Annotated in this window: 15 protein-coding genes; all 15 read right to left on the bottom strand. The window is 60.9% G+C overall.

Features of this window, described 5'->3' with window-relative positions; genetic code table 11:
* Positions 1 to 3 precede the first annotated feature (3 nt).
* Entirely contained in the window at positions 4 to 1,410 is a 1,407-nt protein-coding gene (locus IEV40_RS04510; protein ID WP_188419737.1) for an MFS transporter, read from the bottom strand.
* A 129-nt stretch (positions 1,411 to 1,539) separates the two neighbouring features.
* Complete coding sequence (locus tag IEV40_RS04515; protein ID WP_188419738.1) at positions 1,540 to 2,709, bottom strand: phospholipase D-like domain-containing protein; 1,170 nt, start codon at positions 2,707 to 2,709, stop codon at positions 1,540 to 1,542.
* A gap of 57 nt (positions 2,710 to 2,766) precedes the next feature.
* Positions 2,767 to 3,561 (bottom strand): endonuclease/exonuclease/phosphatase family protein, encoded by a 795-nt coding sequence (locus tag IEV40_RS04520; protein ID WP_188419739.1) that lies wholly within the window; start codon positions 3,559 to 3,561, stop codon positions 2,767 to 2,769.
* Between the two features lie 90 nt (positions 3,562 to 3,651).
* Positions 3,652 to 4,218, bottom strand: a complete 567-nt coding sequence (gene nudB / locus IEV40_RS04525) for a dihydroneopterin triphosphate diphosphatase (RefSeq protein ID WP_188419740.1) — start codon at positions 4,216 to 4,218, stop codon at positions 3,652 to 3,654.
* Positions 4,219 to 4,290: 72 nt separating this feature from the next.
* Entirely contained in the window at positions 4,291 to 6,096 is a 1,806-nt protein-coding gene (aspS, locus tag IEV40_RS04530) for an aspartate--tRNA ligase (protein ID WP_188419741.1), read from the bottom strand.
* A 53-nt stretch (positions 6,097 to 6,149) separates the two neighbouring features.
* Positions 6,150 to 6,791, bottom strand: coding sequence for a DUF502 domain-containing protein (locus tag IEV40_RS04535; RefSeq protein ID WP_188419742.1), 642 nt, complete (start codon positions 6,789 to 6,791; stop codon positions 6,150 to 6,152).
* A gap of 44 nt (positions 6,792 to 6,835) precedes the next feature.
* On the bottom strand, positions 6,836 to 7,150 hold the full coding sequence (locus tag IEV40_RS04540; protein WP_188419743.1) for an FmdB family zinc ribbon protein: 315 nt from the start codon (positions 7,148 to 7,150) through the stop codon (positions 6,836 to 6,838).
* A 130-nt stretch (positions 7,151 to 7,280) separates the two neighbouring features.
* A complete protein-coding gene (locus IEV40_RS04545; protein WP_188419744.1) occupies positions 7,281 to 8,744 on the bottom strand; it encodes a high affinity choline transporter 1 in 1,464 nt (487 codons plus the stop codon).
* A gap of 397 nt (positions 8,745 to 9,141) precedes the next feature.
* Complete coding sequence (gene ubiB / locus IEV40_RS04550) at positions 9,142 to 10,701, bottom strand: ubiquinone biosynthesis regulatory protein kinase UbiB (protein ID WP_188419745.1); 1,560 nt, start codon at positions 10,699 to 10,701, stop codon at positions 9,142 to 9,144.
* On the bottom strand, positions 10,698 to 11,288 hold the full coding sequence (locus IEV40_RS04555) for a ubiquinone biosynthesis accessory factor UbiJ (protein WP_188419746.1): 591 nt from the start codon (positions 11,286 to 11,288) through the stop codon (positions 10,698 to 10,700). The genes ubiB and IEV40_RS04555 overlap by 4 nt, the downstream gene beginning before the upstream one ends.
* Positions 11,289 to 11,371: 83 nt before the next feature.
* Positions 11,372 to 12,280, bottom strand: a complete 909-nt coding sequence (locus IEV40_RS04560) for a Tim44 domain-containing protein (protein WP_188419747.1) — start codon at positions 12,278 to 12,280, stop codon at positions 11,372 to 11,374.
* Positions 12,281 to 12,289: 9 nt separating this feature from the next.
* On the bottom strand, positions 12,290 to 13,024 hold the full coding sequence (ubiE, locus tag IEV40_RS04565) for a bifunctional demethylmenaquinone methyltransferase/2-methoxy-6-polyprenyl-1,4-benzoquinol methylase UbiE (protein WP_188419748.1): 735 nt from the start codon (positions 13,022 to 13,024) through the stop codon (positions 12,290 to 12,292).
* A gap of 111 nt (positions 13,025 to 13,135) precedes the next feature.
* Positions 13,136 to 13,558: a gamma-butyrobetaine hydroxylase family protein gene (locus tag IEV40_RS04570; protein WP_188419749.1), complete on the bottom strand. Its 423-nt coding sequence runs from the start codon at positions 13,556 to 13,558 to the stop codon at positions 13,136 to 13,138.
* A 51-nt stretch (positions 13,559 to 13,609) separates the two neighbouring features.
* Complete coding sequence (locus IEV40_RS04575) at positions 13,610 to 14,050, bottom strand: HIT family protein (protein ID WP_188419750.1); 441 nt, start codon at positions 14,048 to 14,050, stop codon at positions 13,610 to 13,612.
* Entirely contained in the window at positions 14,047 to 18,060 is a 4,014-nt protein-coding gene (locus IEV40_RS04580) for a DUF3683 domain-containing protein (protein ID WP_188419751.1), read from the bottom strand. The genes IEV40_RS04575 and IEV40_RS04580 overlap by 4 nt, the downstream gene beginning before the upstream one ends.
* Between the last annotated feature and the right edge of the window lie 147 nt (positions 18,061 to 18,207).

Genomic DNA, 18,207 nt, shown 5'->3' on the forward strand with positions numbered 1-18,207 from the left:
GCTCTATTTAGTCGACGTCACATTCTTCGTAACGAACATGCGCGAAAAACTGGCAATGCTGGCAGCAGCCGCAAAGGCTGCCCCCAGACCGAGCGCCAGTTTCTCTCCATGCAACGCGGAAATGATGAAGCAGAACGCCACCAGCGCCGAACCGGATGCCTGCCCGATCAGTCGCGAGGTCGCGACGATGCCGCTGGCACCGCCGCCACGCTCGGGCGGTGCGCTACTGAGAATGGAACGCAGGTTCGGCGCCTGGAAGAAACCAAAGCCGACACCGCACAGTGCCATGCGCCAGCAGATATCGAAGGTCGATGCATCGACAGGCATCACGATCATCAGCATCAGGCCAACCGACAGGATGGCCGTGCCGATTCCGGCCAGAATACCGACCGGATAACGATCGCTGAGGCGGCCGGCAATCGGCGCCATGATGCCGACCAGTACCGCCCATGGCGTCAGCAGAAAACCCGTCTCGACCGCCGAGCGCCCTAGCGCCGATTCGAAGTAGAACGGCAGCGAAACGAACGCCAGACCTTGCGCGCCGAACGTGAAGACAGCCGTTAATGCCGACAGCGAAAACTGCGGCCGGCGAAACAGGTCGACCGGCAGCATTGGCGCCTGATGCCCTTTCTGCCGACGCAACAGCAGGATGAAGAACAGCAATGCACCGCCGGCCTCCAGCAACACGGTACCTGTGCCAGCCAGATGCGCGCCTTCGCCGATGGCGAGAATCAACAGGCCGAAAGCGGCGCCGTTGTACAACGCCGTCAGCGCATCGAAACGATGCGTGGCGCGCTTCGTTTCCGGCAGAAAGCGGCGCGCAAGAATGAAAGCCGCTATGCCGAACGGCACGTTGATCGCGAACAGCCACGGCCACGACCACAGCGACAGGATGGTGGATGCGATCGTCGGGCCGACTGCGAACGACACCGCGACCACCAGCGCATTGGTGCCAAGGCCGCGGCCGAGCATGCTCGATGGATAGATGGAGCGCAGCAGCGCGGTATTGATGCCCATCACGGCAGCGCCGCCCACGCCTTGGAAGAAACGCGCGATGACCAGCGTCGGCAGCGACCATGCCAGTGCACAGGCAGCGGACGCCAGCGTGAACAGGAGCAGGCCGAAGATGAAGACGCGGCGGAAGCTGAGAATTTCCGCCAAGGCCGCAAACGGCAGCAGCGTCGCCACCATCGCCAGCTGATAGATATTGACGATCCAGACCGAATCGGCCGGCGTCGTATGCAGTTGTGCCGCCATCGCCGGCAATGCAGTGTTGGCGATGGCCGTATCGAGCGACGACATCGACACACCCATCGCGACCGACAGGATGGCCCAGTTCCGCTCCGGCAGCGGCAGGCCTTCACCGTCCAGCGTCGCCTGCGCACGCACATCGGCACTCTGCTTGAGCATTCTTCTCACTCGTCTGTTGCATCGGAAACAATAGCGGCGCCGCCGGGTGATTTTCCCGATGGCGCCGCTTGCAAGCGCATAGTGTAGAACGATTTGACCAGGCTTGCTGCCGGTGCCACCGGATGCGGATTATTCGGCCGACTTGCCCCAGGTGATCAGCCGCAGCACGCTGGCATAAATCAGGTAAGCCACGCGATGGAAGGCTTTCCTGTACCACGGCACGCCGGCGAATTCCTCCAGCGTCACTTCCACGCCTTCAGCAATGCCGTCTTCGATATGTGCACGCAAGGTCTGCGCAAATGCCTGGTCGAGCACGACCACATTGGCTTCCTGATTGACGAACAGGCTGAAGCCATCGTAGTTGCTGGAACCGACCGTGGCCCAGCGATCGTCGACGACGGCGACCTTGCCGTGCAGTTGCGTCTTGCGGTATTCGACGATGCGCACGCCGCATTTCAGCAGCTTCGGATAGTAGGAGCGCGCAATCACGTCCTGGAAACGATACTGCCCCACACCCAGCAGCAAGGTCACGGCAACGCCGCGTCTGGCCGCTGCCACCAGTCCGTTGCGCATGCGGCGCCCCGGTGCGAAATACGGATTCGCCAGCAGCGCCGCATGCCGTGCGCCGCCCAGCGCCTTCAGATAGGCCGTCTGTATCGTGCGGCGATTGCGCAAGTTGTCGCGCACCACCAGGCCCGCCACCATCGGCCGGCCGGCATCGGCATAACGGCGACGGCGACGCTGCTCACGAAACGTCGCCCAGCGCGTGCGCCAGCTCAAATTTCCCATGCGCGCCCAGTACAAGGCCATTTCCCAATGAATGCTTGCCACCAGCAGTCCCGTGATGCGCACGCCGAAATCCCATCGCGGAGCCGGCAGCATGATGCGCGGATCGTCATCGTCATGCATGTCATCGACGATGTTCAGCCCACCGAGAAATGCCACCTGCCGATCCACCACACACAACTTGCGATGCATGCGTGCGATGCCACGCACGAACCACGGATTGAAGCTGCGATACATGATGCCGGCCGCATCGCATTCGCGTTGCAGAGCTTTGGACGACAGGTTGCCGGTTCCCACCCAGTCCGTTACCAGATTGACGGCGACGCCGCGCGCGGCGGCGCGTACCAGCGCCTGCTTGATCGCGCGCGCCGTCTCGTCGTCGGCGAAGATGTAGGTTTCCAGATAGATTTCGACGCGTGCCGCATCGAACGCTGCGATCAGTGCCGGAAAGTAATCGGCACCGCAATGCAGCAGTTGAATGTCGTTCTCGCCGATGAAATTGACCACGCGCATGCGCCCGGATCCTCGCAATGAAGGCGGCGCGCCACGATGCAGGCGGCCTTTCTTGTTTTATTTCAGCTTCAGCGTCGCCACGATGGGCGCATGGTCCGACAGCTTGGCCCAGATCGCGCCGTGCAGGACTTCGGCGGATTCTACCTTGAAGCCGCGTACATAAATGCGGTCCAGTTGCAGGAAAGGCATGGCGGCAGGAAAAGTGCGCGCCGGCTGTATTCTCGGGCCGCGCCCGCTCAACTGCCGCAGATAGGTGCCGAAACCACGGCGCGACAGATTCTCGTCGAACACTTCATTGACGCCGAGTTCGCCGCGCAGGTCTTCACTCAGCTTGTTGCCCCAGTCGTTGAAATCGCCAGCGATGATGACCGGCGCATCCTTGCCTGCCGTTTCATTGACTGCTTCGATCAGCGCATCGGTCTGGCGCTTGCGGCTGCCTGCAAACAGGCCGAGATGGATCACATAGCAATGCACCTCGACATCCGGCGCGCGCACGATGCAATGCAGAATGCCGCGCGATTCGTATTTGTGATCGGAGATATTCCTGTTCGCGTACGAAACGATCGGAAACGCGCTCAGCAGCGCATTGCCGTGATGGCCGTGATCGTAGACCGCATTCATGCCGTATGCACATTGATGCGAATCGCCGGCCAGAAAATCCTGCTGCGACAATTCAGGCCAGTCGGTCGCATGCTTGATCGCATGCAGATCGTGCCGCCCCTGCACTTCCTGCAGAAACAGGATGTCGGACTGCATCCCGCTGATGGCCTGCTTCAGCGCATGCACGCGCGGTCGCGCGCCGAAGGAAGAGACGCCCTTGTGAATGTTGTAGGTCGTGATTTTAAGTTTCATGCAGATCGGATATCCGGCAAACAATGCATAGTCAAATCCAACAGACAGCCACCCGGCACACCGCACATGCCTGCATGCGCGACGTTATCGTCATTCTTTCAATGCATCGGTTCGATGGCTCACGCAGACATGCAGGAAATCGGCGCGGCCGTCGCCGTAACGTTCCGGCAATTGCAGGATCGCCTCCGCATTCGAAGCGGAAAAGCAGCGATCGGCCGCCTCGCGCCATGGCAGCCATTCGTAACGCAGATGCTCGCGCGGCGACAGCGTGACCGCGATATCGCGCGGCACGCGCAGGCCGAACACATGCTCGGTGTTGCGCGTGACGCCCGGCGCGTAGCGATAGCCCCACACCGGATAGATTTCATAGACGTTGGAAAGTTGCCAGTCGTGCAGATGTTCGATGGAAACCGCTGCTGACTTGTCGATCTTGCCATCGGCGACGATCGCAATGCCGGTTTCCTCGGCCACTTCGCGGATCGCGGTTTCGGCCCATGGCTCTTCGATCGCGTCCTTGGAACCCGTCACCGATTGCCAGAAGCCGGGCCGGTCCGCACGCTCCAGCATGAGCACATCAAGCTCGGGCGTATGAATGACCACCAGCACGGACTGGGGAATCTTGTACGGTTTGGTCTGCGCAGGCTGGTTCTTCTGCATGAATCGAACGGAAATCGAAGCAAAATAAAAAAGGCGCGGAAATCCGCGCCTTCATTATGCCGTAATTGGCAATCAGGCCTTGGCAGCCGGTTCCACGTTGCGCAGACGGATGTGCAGTTCGCGCAATTGCTTCTCGTCGACTTCCGACGGCGCCTGCGTCAGCAGATCCTGCGCACGCTGCGTTTTCGGGAAGGCAATGACGTCGCGGATCGATTCCGCGCCGCACATCATCGTCACCAGGCGATCGAGGCCGAATGCCAGACCGCCGTGCGGCGGCGCGCCGTATTGCAGCGCATCCAGCAGGAAGCCGAACTTCAACTGCGCTTCCTCGGCGCCGATCTTCAGCGCGCGGAACACCTTGCTCTGCACCTCGGCGCGATGGATACGCACCGAACCGCCGCCCAGTTCCCAACCGTTCAGCACCATGTCGTAGGCCTTGGCGATGCAACGGCCCGGATCGGCTTCCATCAGGTCTTCATGACCGTCCTTCGGCGCGGTGAACGGATGATGCACCGCCGACCAGCGCTGGTTGTCTTCGTCGAACTCGAACATCGGGAAATCGATGACCCACAGCGGACGCCAGTCGTCGTCGAACAGGCCGTTCTTCTTGCCGAATTCGCTGTGGCCGACCTTCACGCGCAACGCACCGATCGCGTCGTTGACGACCTTCGCCTTGTCGGCACCGAAGAAGATCAGGTCGCCGTCTTCCGCACCCGTCAGTTCGATGACCTGCGACAGCGCTGCGTCGTGGATGTTCTTGACGATAGGCGACTGCAGACCGTCGCGGCCCTTGGCTTTCTCGTTGACCTTGATCCAGGCCAGGCCCTTGGCGCCGTAGATGGCGACGAACTGCGTGTAGGCATCGATCTCGGAACGCGGCATCGCACCGCCGCCCGGTACGCGCAGCGCGACCACGCGGCCGCCTTCCATGTTGGCGGCGCCGGAGAAGACCTTGAAGTCCACATCCTTCATCACGTCGGTCATGTCGGTGAACTGCAGCTTGACGCGCATGTCCGGCTTGTCGGAACCGTACAGGCCCATCGCCGTCGCGTAATCCATCACCGGGAACGGGTTCGGCAGTTCGACGTCCAGAACTTTCCTGAAGACGAGGCGAATCATGTTTTCGAACAGGTCGCGAATTTCCTGTTCGGTCATGAACGAGGTTTCGCAGTCGATCTGCGTGAATTCAGGCTGGCGGTCAGCACGCAGGTCTTCGTCGCGGAAGCACTTGGTGATCTGGTAGTAGCGATCGAAGTTGGCAACCATCAGCAGCTGCTTGAACAGTTGTGGCGATTGCGGCAGCGCGAAGAACTGACCGGCGTTGACGCGCGACGGCACCAGGTAATCGCGCGCGCCTTCCGGCGTCGATTTGGTCAGCATCGGCGTTTCGATGTCGATGAAGCCGTTTTCGTCCAGATACTTGCGCACTTCCATCGCGACCTTGTAACGCAGGCGCAGGTTGTTCTGCATCTGCGGACGGCGCAGGTCCAGCACGCGATGCGTCAGGCGCGTCGTTTCCGACAGGTTGTCGTCGTCCAGCTGGAACGGTGGCGTAACGGACGGGTTCAATACTTCCAGATCGTGCGCCAGCACTTCGATCTTGCCGGAAGTCAGGTTGGCATTCGTCGTGCCTTCCGGACGGTGGCGCACGAGGCCGGTGATACGCAGGCAGAATTCGTTGCGCACCGATTCGGCCTTCTTGAACACGTCGGCACGATCCGGATCGCAGACAACCTGCACCAGGCCTTCGCGGTCGCGCAGGTCGATGAAGATGACGCCGCCGTGATCGCGGCGACGATGCACCCAGCCGCACAGGCTGACGGTTTGATCAAGCAGCGCTTCGGTGGTGAGGCCGCAGTATTCAGTTCGCATAGACATGTTCAGGTTTCCAGTTTCAGTTTTCTTGTATTCGTTCGGCGGTCGTGCTGCCGTCATTGCTTGGGATCCGGCACCTTCTTCGGATCGATGATGTTCGACTTGTCGAAATGGTCAGGGGTGACGACGCCCATCGAGACGATATATTTCAGCGCCTCGTCGACCGTCATGTCGAGTTCGATCGTGTCCGCACGCGGCACCATCAGGAAAAAGCCGGAGGTCGGGTTCGGCGTAGTCGGCACATACAGGCTGACGTAGTCGCCGGTAAGATGGTTACACACATCCCCGCCCGGCGTACCGGTTAGGAAGGCAATCGTCCACGAACCCTGGCGCGGATACTGCACCAGCAGCGCCTTGCGGAAGGCATTGCCCGACGACGAGAACAGCGTGTCGGACACCTGCTTGACGCTGGAATAGATCGTGTTGAAGACCGGAATGCGGCGCAGGACGGCTTCCCACACCAGCACCACACGCTTGCCGATGAAATTGCGCGTGGCCAGGCCGGTCAGGAAAATGACCAGCAACGTCAGGATGGTGCCCAGGCCGGGAATCGCAAAACCGAACACGGCTTCCGGACGCCATCTGGCCGGCAACAGCAGCAACGACTGGTCCATCGTGCTGACGATCAGGTTCAGCACCCACAGCGTGATCGCAAGCGGAACCAGGATCAACAGGCCGGTGACGAAATATTTGCGCATGGCGGATCTTTTTCAAATGGTGCGCCGGAAACCGGCGCGCACGGTCAGTCGGTGCTGGTCGAGGTATTGACCGATGCGTTTGCCGACGTGCCGCTCGATGCGGCAGATGCCGTCTCGGACGATGCCGGCTGCGGCTCGGATTTGGCACCGGTCGCCGCAGCGGACGTACCGCCCTGGCCACCACGGAAATCGGTTACATACCAGCCGGTACCTTTCAATTGAAAACCCGCTGCCGTCAGTTGCTTGCGAAAACTGGATTTGCTGCAAGCCGGGCAATCGGTCAATACCGGGTCTGATATCTTTTGCAATACGTCCTTGGCAAAGCCGCATGCTTCACAGCGATAGGCGTAAATCGGCATGTGTGTTCCTGCAAAAATCGTACAAAACCCTGAATTATAAGGCTTTCTGGACCGTTTTACGCAGCATGATGCGGGCTTGCGACTGACGCAACGAATACCGGGCGACACGCGCCGGTGGCCGGCGATTTTCTCAAACCACCATGCCTTCCACCGGCGGCTTCGGTTCCTGGCGATCGCGCAGCATCTGCGGCAGCAGCGAGCCGGCGATCATGCCGGCAAAGGCAGCGATCAAGCCGGCAAGCTGGCCGGGGAATAACTCGCCCCAGTTCGTCAGTTCCGGAAAGCACAACACCCAGACAAACACACCTGCAGTCAGCGAAAAAATCGCACCTTGCGTGGTAGCGCGTTTCCAGTACAGGCCCATGACCAGCGGCACAAAGGCGCCGACCAGCGTGACCTGATAAGCCGCAGACACCATGTCGTAGATCGACGTGCCGCGCATGGCAATGGCGTAGATCAGCACCAGTACCGCGAAAACCACGATCGTGGCGCGCATGGCGAACAACTGCTCGCGATCGCTCATGCGCGGGCGCAGGTTCTTGAGGATGTTTTCGACAAAGCTGGTCGACGGCGCCAGCAGCGTCGCCGAAGACGTGCTCTTGATCGCGGACAGCAAGGCGCCGAAGAAGAAAATCTGCATGATCAGCGGCATCTTGGTCAGCACGAAGGTCGGCAGCAGGCGCTGATAATCGTCGTTGATCATATCCATCGCGCTCGTTCCCATCACGACGATGGCGGCCGACACGATGAACATCGGCACGAAAGCAAACAGGATGTAGCTGACGCCGCCGATGACGGCACCTTTGCGTGCAGTGGCCGCGTCCTTGGCGGACATCACACGCTGGAATACGTCCTGCTGCGGGATGCTGCCCAGCATCATGGTCAGGCCGGCAGCAACGAAGCCCGCCATTTCGGTGAAGGACGGCTCGGGCAGGAATTTCCACATATCCTTCTCGCTCGCCAGCGCGAGCACATGCTCGGCGCCACCGGCCAGATGCGCCGAAAACAGCGCGATAATGGAAAGGCCGATCACCAGCACGATCATCTGGATGAAATCGGTCCAGGCCACCGCGAGGAAACCGCCGATCACGACATAGATCAGCACGGCGAGCGTACCGACGATCATACCCGTCGTTTCCGACATCGCACCGCCGGTCAGCACATTGAAAACAAGGCCCAGCGCGGTGATCTGCGCCGCCACCCAGCCCAGATAACTGATGATGATCGCCACCGAGCAAAACACTTCAACACCCTTGCCGTAGCGCAGGCGATAGAAGTCGCCGATGGTCAGCAGGTTCTGCTTGTACAAACGTGCGGCGAAGAACAGGCCGACCAGAATCAGGCAGGTGCCGGCACCGAACGGATCTTCGACGATGGCATTCAACCCGCCTTGCACGAAGCGGGCAGGAATGCCCATGACCGTTTCAGCGCCGAACCAGGTCGCAAACGTGGTCGTGATCACCATGATCAGCGGCAGGCTGCGGCCGGCCACCGCGAAGTCGCTGGTGTTCCGGATACGCGTACCCGCCCAGACGCCGAGCGCCAGCGTGCCTGTCATATAGAGCACCACAAAGGAAATCAGCGTGTAGTCCAACTCGGTTCGCTCCGTAGAAAAACGGCCGGTTATATAAAGAGAAGCCCCTGTATTCCAAATGGCTTGCAGGCGGCACCATGTTCGATGCATGTGCCATGCCAAGCCTCCGCACCACCAGTACGAAGCACAATACGCGCACAACGCCGGCAAACTTCAGCCGATGGATTCTCCGGTCCTGACCGAAATAAAATCACCGAACAATGGTGAAGATGACGCGTGTCGACAAGCATCATCCCGTGTTCCGAGTCGGGTCGGGAAGGTAACGGAGGTTGAAAAGCCGCGGAATTGTAGCAAATCGCGGGGGCGCATTTCCAAAAAAATGCCGCACCGGAATGAGGCATCGGTGCGGCATTTTTGACGAGCTCGGTTCGCGCGCATGCGCGCGGCGCAAACAGTCTTATCCGAATGCAAACAGAACCAGCGCCAATACTCCGCCGGCCACCAGCCCCCCGCCGAAATAGATCGCCACGCCCAGCAGCAAATTCGTGCGGCGCTGTTCCTGCAATACCAGTTTCAGCAGTTCATCGGTATGGCGTTCCGCTTCGGTGGCCTTCGTCAGCGCCTGATGCGCCAGACGCGGCAATTCCGGCAGCAGCTTGCTGTAGCGCGGCGCTTCGACTTTCAGACGCTGATAGAAGCCGCGCCAGCCGATCTGCTCGTTCATCCAGCGTTCCAGATACGGTTTGGCGGTCTTCCATAGATCCAGCTCCGGATCGAGCTGGCGGCCCAGGCCTTCGATGTTCAGCAGCGTTTTCTGCAGCAGCACCAGTTGCGGCTGCACTTCGATATTGAAGCGGCGCGAGGTCTGGAACAAACGCAGCAGCACCTGGCCGAACGAGATATCGGAAAGCGGCCGGTCGAAGATCGGTTCGCAGCAGGCGCGCACCGCCGCTTCCAGCTCGTCGATGCGCGTTTCCTTCGGCGCCCAGCCGGATTCGATGTGCGCTTCAGCCACGCGCTTGTAGTCGCGGCGGAAGAAGGCGAGGAAGTTCTGCGCCAGATAATCCTTGTCGAAATCGTTGAGCGTGCCGACGATGCCGAAATCCAGCGCGATGTAGCGGCCGAAGGTCGCCGGTTCGGTGGAAACCAGGATGTTCCCCGGATGCATGTCGGCATGGAAGAAGCCGTCGCGGAACACCTGCGTGAAAAAGATTTCGACGCCGTCGCTGGCGAGTTTCCTCAAATCGACACCGGCAGCGAGGAGGCGCTCGGTCTGCGAGATCGGAATGCCCGTCATGCGCTCCATCGTAATGACGGAAGTCGAGCAGTAGTCCCAGAACATTTCCGGCACCACCAGCAACTGCGAATCGGCGAAATTGCGGCGCAGCTGGCTGCCATTGGCCGCCTCGCGCATCAGGTCCAGTTCGTCGTGCAGGTATTTGTCGAATTCGGCGACGACCTCGCGCGGCTTCAGCCGACGCCCGTCTGCCCACCAGCGCTCGACCATGCCGGCGACGATGCGCATCAGCGCCAGATCGTCGTCGATCGAACGACGCACGCCGGGGCGCAGCACCTTGACCGCGACGTTGCGGCCGTTCTTCAATTGCGCGAAATGCACTTGCGCGATCGACGCCGAAGCGACCGGCTCGCGTTCGAATTGCGCGAACAGCTGATCCGGATGCGCACCCAGCGAACGAACGATCTGCGCGATCGCCTGTTCCGTCGGGAACGGCGGCACGCGATCCTGCAGGCGCGCCAGCTCGTCGGCAATATCCATCGGCATCAGATCGCGCCGCGTCGACAACACCTGGCCGAACTTGACGAAGATCGGACCGAGGTCTTCCAACGCACGACGCAACCGTTCGCCGCGCGGCGCGGAAATATCGCGCCAGAACAGAATGGCGTTCAGCAACCGGGTGGTACGCGGAATCGTCAGGCCGGACATCGCAATGTCGTCCAGCCCGTAACGGATAGCGACACGGATGATCTTGAATACGCGCAGGAATTTCATGATCATCGCGCGGCGTCCTTCAGCTTCTCGATGCGCTTGGACAACCGTGCGACATCGTCACGCAGCTTCGTCACGTCTTGGGTAAAACCGGCAATCGCCTGCGGACGCATCAGCATCGGATTTTCTTCCAGAAAGTATTCGGCCGCGTTTTCGCTGACCGAGCGTTGCAGGGATTTGGCGGCATCGAACGCCGAACGCGCCCCCATGGCCATGCGGCGCGCGGCGATATCGCCGACCATACCGGCCAGATCGCCTTCCGCATCCCAGCGCAGCGACTGGCTCAGTTGCGAAATCGTATTGGCGAAATCGGCATCGCCATCGATCTTCACGTAGGAAAAGGCGCGTTCGCGGTTCTGCAGGATCAACGGCAGATCGGACAGTTGCGCGCGTATCGTCACCGCCGCCGCTTCATCGCGATTTGCCGCCTCCACCATGCCGTCGGCGGTAACTTGCAGACGCACTGTCACCAGACCGGCATCGAACACGGCAATCTTTCCCGCATGCGGCATCAGTTTCGCGCGCGCCCATGCTTCCTGCGCGAGCAGGTGATTGATGGCGGCGGGCAGGAAATCGGCGGGAGAGCGAAAAATCATCGTCAAAAAACAAAGCCGCCCGTGACCATTCACGGGCGGCTCAAGTTTAGCAGCATGCGGCGCAGTGCCGCCAGCGATCGTTCTTACAGTTGCTGGATGCCGGCCAGTACCCAGCCGCCATCGCCGTTGATCGGCTTGACCAGGTTCCATGCCTCGGTGAACGGCTCGGTCGGTGCGTGATCGGCTTCACGGATCATGCCGCTGAACTTCACGCTGGCGATGTATTCGTCGCCGACCTTTTCCACGCCGTAGAACACCGCATCCAGCGACACCACGTCGGTAACGTTTTTCGTATCACCGCGTTCCTGCAGTTGCAGGCGCAGTTCACCAAACATTTCCGGCGTCGTGAATTCGCGGATGTCGTTGACGTCGCCGCGATCCCATGCCGCCTGCAGGCGGATGAAGTAGCTCTTCGCATTGCGCAGAAACGATTCAACGTCGAAATCCGCCGGGACTTCATTGGCATCGACAGCGGCAGCCGAAACCATCGCACCGGACGACTGCAGCGCAGCCGGCTGATTATTGGCGATGCCGGAACCGATTTCCGGCGTCTGCGAACGCGCCGAATAGCCATGCTGGAAAGCCGGCTGCGGCTGATTGCCGGCACTGCGGTTGCGAATCATGCGGAAGATGAACATCGCAGCGAATGCGAGCAGCGCCACCATCAGGATCGTGCTGATCATGCTGGCCAGTGCACCGCCGATACCCAGGTGCGACAGCAATGCGCCGAGGCCGAGGCCAAGCAGCGCGCCGCCGAGGATGTTGCGCATCATGCTCGGCTTGGCCGCAGCGCCCGCTGCACCGCCGGCAGCAGCCGTCGCGTCAGGCTTGGACGGCGTTGCCTGCGATTGCTGTGGCGGCGCCGCACGCTTGTAGCTTTGCGACTGTTTGCCGAACGAACCGCCGCCGCCCATGCGCTTGGCTTCCGCCTCGGGCGCGATGAACATCATCGAACTGGTCACGACGGCCAACGCCATCAACAATCTCTTCATTGCTTTCTCCTAAAGTTTGATTCCGGTGTGTAATGCCGCCACACCTGCGGTCAGATTGAAATACTGGACGCGCTCCAATCCCGCGTCCTCCATCATTTTCTTCAGCGTTTCCTGGTCCGGATGCATGCGGATCGACTCGGCCAGATAGCGATAGCTGTCGGCATCGTTGGCGATCCGCTTGCCCATCCACGGCAGCACGCTGAACGAATACAGGTCGTAGGGCTTCTTCAACGGCTCCCACACCTTCGAAAATTCCAGCACCAGCAGCTTGCCGCCCGGCTTCAGCACACGGCGCATCTCCGCCAGCGCGGCATCCTTGTGCGTCATGTTGCGCAATCCGAACGCTACAGATACCCGATCGAAATAGTTGTCGGGAAACGGCAATTTCTCCGCATCGCACAAGGACGTGGGGATGATCATCCCATTGTTCAACAGGCGATCGCGTCCAACGCGCAACATCGATTCGTTGATGTCGGTCAGCCACACCTCACCAGTCGATCCCGCGCGCTTTGCAAATGCCTTGGCCAGGTCACCCGTGCCGCCCGCGATATCCAGCACCTTGAAGCCGGGGCGGATACCCGCCTGCGCGATCGTGAATGCCTTCCACAGGCGGTGCAGCCCGGCCGACATGACATCGTTCATCACGTCGTACTTGGCGGCGACCGAATGGAACACTTCGGCGACCTTGTGGACTTTTTCTTCCTCGGCGACCGTCTGGTAACCGAAATGGGTGGAATTGGTCATGGCAATGCAATCCAGTGAAAGTGATTATACGGCATGTTAAGAAAACGTGAAAATAGAATTAATTTACGGAAACATTGGCAAATTGTTGGCAATATCGCCGATATTCACGCATCAATGATGATGGCCGCAACCGGTTCCGGCGGCGGCGGCCTTGTCCATCGGCGCATCGCGGCCGGATTCGCGGGTGAAGCCGGCGGCCTCCAGCCGGCGCAGATAGTCTTCCCACAGCGCATGCTGATCCGTACCGAGATGGTGCAGATATTCCCATGAGTAGATGCCACTGTCGTGGCCATCGGAAAACACCGGTTTGATCGCATAGTTGCCGACCGGTTCGACCGCGGCTATGCCCACTTCGCGCATGCCGGTCTGCAACGTTTCCTGTCCCGGGCCATGTCCGCGTACTTCAGCCGACGGCGAATACACGCGCAGGAATTCGAACGGCAGCGAGAAGGCGGCGCCGTCGTCGAAGGCGATTTCCAGCACGCGCGACTGTTTACGCACGGTCAGTTCGGTTGGTTGCGGCTGCTTGCTCATCGTTGACCTTTCAATAAAGTGCGGCATCGGCACAGCCGACACCATGATGCTTCAGTCCGCGCATCCGGCGTACTGCTTGACTGCTGCACGCAACGCCGGCAACAGCGCCTGCCGCGCAGCAAGCACGTCCGGCGCAGTCTGCCTGGCCGCCGGCGCCCATACCGGATTCGGAAAATGCGCATCGTCCGCATAGCGCGGAATCAGGTGCCAGTGCAAATGCGGCACCATGTTGCCCAGGCTGGCGAGGTTGATCTTGAGCGGCTTCATCACTTGGCGCAACGCTTCTTCCACCTGGCAGACGGTACGCATCAGCAGCGAACGATCGGCCGGCGGCAGATCGGTCATTTCGGCAACGTGCGCATTCCAGATGACGCGACAGAATCCGGGGTAATTGCCGTCATCGATCAGCACCACGCGCAGCTTGTCGTTGCGGAACAGGATTTCGCCGCCGCTTCCGTCTTCTTCGCGGCACAGTTCGCAAACCGCCGTCATACCAGCACGCGCTCGATGCCGCCGTTGTTGGCGTTGGCAACGTAGTTTTGCAACCAATCCTCGCCCAGCAGATGCTTGGCCATCTCGACGACGATGTAGTCGGCATCCGCGCCGGTGTCTTCCTTGTAGCGCGACAGGCCCTGCAGGCAGGACGGGCAGGACGTCAGCACCTTCACTTTGCCGGCAAAGCCGTCGGCGCGCAGTTTGTCGGCGCCCTTCTCCATTTCTTCCTGCTTGCGGAAGCGCACCTGCGTCGAAATGTCCGGGCGCGATACGGCGAACGTGCCGGATTCGCCGCAGCAGCGGTCGTTCTTTTCGATCTTCTGCGCATCGGCGGTCGTGATCAACGTATTCACCGTCTTCAGCGGATCCTGCAGTTTCATCGGCGTATGGCAAGGATCGTGGTACATGTAGCGCACGCCGGACACGCCTTCCAGCTTGACGCCCTTCTCCATCAGGTATTCGTGGATGTCGATGATGCGGCAGCCTGGGAATATCTTGTCGAATTCATAGCCTTGCAACTGATCGAAGCAGGTACCGCACGACACCACCACGGTCTTGATATCGAGGTAGTTCAGCGTGTTCGCCATCCGGTGGAACAGCACACGGTTGTCGGTGATGATTTTCTCGGCCTTGTCGTAATCGCCGGTACCGCGCTGCGGATAGCCGCAGCACAGATAACCCGGCGGCAGCACGGTCTGCACGCCGACGTTCCACAGCATCGCCTGCGTCGCCAGACCGACCTGCGAGAACAGCCGCTCGGAACCGCAACCGGGGAAATAGAACACCGCTTCGCTGTCCGCCGTCGTCTTCTGCGGATTGCGGATGATCGGCACGATCTTGTTGTCTTCGATATCCAGCAGCGCGCGCGCCGTCTTCTTCGGCAGGTTGCCCGGCATCTTCTTGTTGACGAAGTGGATCACCTGCTCCTTGATCGGCGGCTTGCCGATCGTCGATTTCGGTGCGGCGGTCTGCTTCCTGCCCAGCTTGCGGAAGAAATCGTGGCCGAAGCGCTGCGCCTTGTAACCGAAGCCGACCATCGCCTGCCGCGTTGCATTGATGGTCGCCGGATCGGTCGCGTTCAGGAAGAACATCGCGGTCGCCGTGCCCGGATTGAAGGACTTCTTGTCCATCTTGCGCAGCAGGTTGCGCATGTTCATCGAGACGTCGCCGAAATCGATATCGACCGGGCACGGCGTCACGCATTTATGGCAAACCGTGCAGTGATCGGCGACGTCCTCGAACTCTTCCCAGTGCTTCAACGACACGCCGCGGCGCGTCTGCTCTTCGTACAGGAAGGCTTCGACCAGCAGCGACGTCGCCAGGATCTTGTTGCGCGGCGAGTACAGCAGGTTCGCGCGCGGCACGTGCGTGGTGCAGACCGGTTTGCACTTGCCACAGCGCAGGCAATCCTTGACGCTGTTGGCGATCGCGCCGATGTCGCTCTGCTGCATGATCAGCGATTCGTGCCCCATCAGGCCGAACGACGGCGTGTAGGCATTGCGCAGATCGGCACGCAGCTCCGGCATGTCCATCAGCTTGCCCTTGTTGAAGCGGCCTTCCGGATCGACGCGGCGCTTGTAGGCGCGGAAGTCGGCCAGTTCTTCATCGGTCAGGAATTCGACCTTGGTGATGCCGATACCGTGCTCGCCGGAGATCACGCCGTTCAGCGAACGCGCGAACTTCATGATGCGCGCCACCGTTTCGTGCGCATCCATCAGCATCTGGTAGTGGTCCGAATTGACCGGGATGTTCGTATGCACGTTGCCGTCGCCCGCATGCATGTGCAGCGCGACGAACACGCGGCCGCGCAGCACGCGCTTGTGGATCGCAGCGGCTTCGTCGAGGATCAGACGGAACGCGACGCCGCCGAAGATCTGGCGCAGGTGCGCGCGCACTTCGGTCTTCCACGACACGCGCACGGTGCGATCCTGCACGATGTCGAACACGGTCGCATCCGGCTGCTTTGCCAGCCGTTCGTCGAAAGTGCCGTTCAGCGCCTGCACGCCGAGCGCTTGCATCCTGTCCTTTGCATCGCGCAGCGGCGTATCCAGATTCGACAGCAGGAAGGACCAGCGTGCATGCGTATCCTCGATCAGCTGTTCGGCCTGGTTGACGCGATCTTCCAGCAGTTCGGCCGGCGGAATCGCATCGCCCTCCGCATCGTCGCTCTTGCCCAGAGGCAGATTGCCGGCGACGAAGAAGTTGTGCAGTTCGGCCAGGAACTGCAGCTTGTTCTTGATCGACAGCTCGACGTTGATGCGCTCGATGCCGTCCGAGTATTCGCCCATGCGATTCAACGGAATCACCACATCTTCGTTGATTTTGAACGCATTGGTGTGCTTTGAAATCGCTGCGGTACGCGCGCGGTCGAGCCAGAATTTCTTGCGCGCTTCCGGGCTGACGGCGATGAAGCCTTCGCCGACGCGCTGATTGGCGATACGCACAACTTCCGACGCCGCCTGCGCGACTGCATCTTCGTCGTCGCCGACGATGTCGCCGAACAATGCCATCTTCGGCAGCATGTCGCGTTTGGACTTGGTCGCATAGCCAACTGCACGCAGATAACGTTCGTCCAGATGTTCGAGGCCGGCCAGCCGCACGCTCTCGAATGCGCCGCCGCGTGCCGGCAGGCTGTCGAGGTAATCCTTGATTTCGACGATGGACGGCACCGCATCGCGCGAATGGCCGAAGAATTCGAGGCAGACGGTGCGCGTGTGCTTCGGCATCCGGTGCAGAATCCAGCGCGCCGATGTGATCAGGCCGTCGCAGCCTTCCTTCTGCACGCCCGGCAGGCCGGCGAGGAATTTGTCGGTGACGTCCTTGCCGAGGCCTTCCTTGCGGAAGATGCGACCCGGAATATCCAGCGTCTCGGTCCTGAACGGCGTGTTGCGATTGCGGCCCTTTTCGTTCGGGTGCGTCCATTCGAGTTTGAACTTCGCCACCGGCGCATCGTGGATCTTGCCGAGGTTATGTTCGATGCGCGTGACTTCCAGCCAGTCGCCGTTCGGGTCGACCATTTTCCAGCTGGCGAGATTGTCCAGTGCGGTGCCCCACAGCACGGCCTTCTTGCCGCCGGCGTTCATCGCGATGTTGCCGCCGATGCACGAAGCTTCGGCCGAAGTCGGATCGACGGCGAACACGAAGCCCGCCTTTTCCGCCGCATCGGCCACGCGTTTGGTGACGACGCCTGCACCCGAATAGATTGTCGCGTAGTCGCGGTCGACGCCCGGCAGGCGTGTCATTTCGACGGCGGACAGGCCGATCAGCTTTTCGGTATTGATGACGGCCGACATCGGCGTCAGCGGAATCGCGCCGCCGGTGTAGCCGGTGCCGCCGCCGCGCGGGATGATGGTCAGGCCGAGTTCGATGCAGCCCTTGACCAGGCCGGCCATCTCGTCCTCGTCGTCCGGCGTCAGCACGACGAACGGATATTCGACGCGCCAGTCGGTTGCGTCCGTCACGTGCGACACGCGCGACAGGCCGTCGAACTTGACGTTGCCGCGGTCGGTATAGCGGCCCAGCACGCGCGTGGCGCGCTTGCGCAGGTCCCAGGTATTGCGGAATTCCTCGCCGAAATCGGCAACCGCCTTGCAGGCCGCCTGCACCAGCGCTTCGACGGCAGCCGCACGGCGCTGTGCCGCCGCATCGTCGTGTGCCGCCAGATCGTTCTTGCGGCGCCGGTCGACTTCGCCCAAGCGGTGATTCAACGCATCGATCAATGCCTGGCGCCGCTTCGGGTTGTCCAGCATGTCGTCCTGCAGGTACGGATTGCGGCGCACCACCCAGATATCGCCCAGCACTTCGTACAGCATGCGCGCTGAACGGCCGGTCTGGCGTTCGCCGCGCAATTCGTCCAGCAACTGCCACGCCTCCTCGCCCAGCAGGCGGATAACGATCTCGCGATCGGAAAACGACGTGTAGTTGTACGGAATTTCACGCAGGCGCGTAGCGGTGTGGCCATCCGGGGCGTCGGCTAGGAGGGTCTGAAACTGTGCTGGGGCGTTCATCGAGGATCACGCGAACTGATGCTAAAGACGCATTCTAGCCGATTGCGATAGCCGCCGTCGGTGAGGAAACGGACATTCGGCGGGCGCCCAACAGGCATTCTGCAGAAGCCCAACCCGCTTTTTGCGCCGTTTTTCGGCTCGATTCCG

It is taken from the genome of Oxalicibacterium solurbis (assembly GCF_014635845.1).
In the GTDB taxonomy this organism is placed as follows: Bacteria; Pseudomonadota; Gammaproteobacteria; order Burkholderiales; family Burkholderiaceae_D; genus Oxalicibacterium; species Oxalicibacterium solurbis.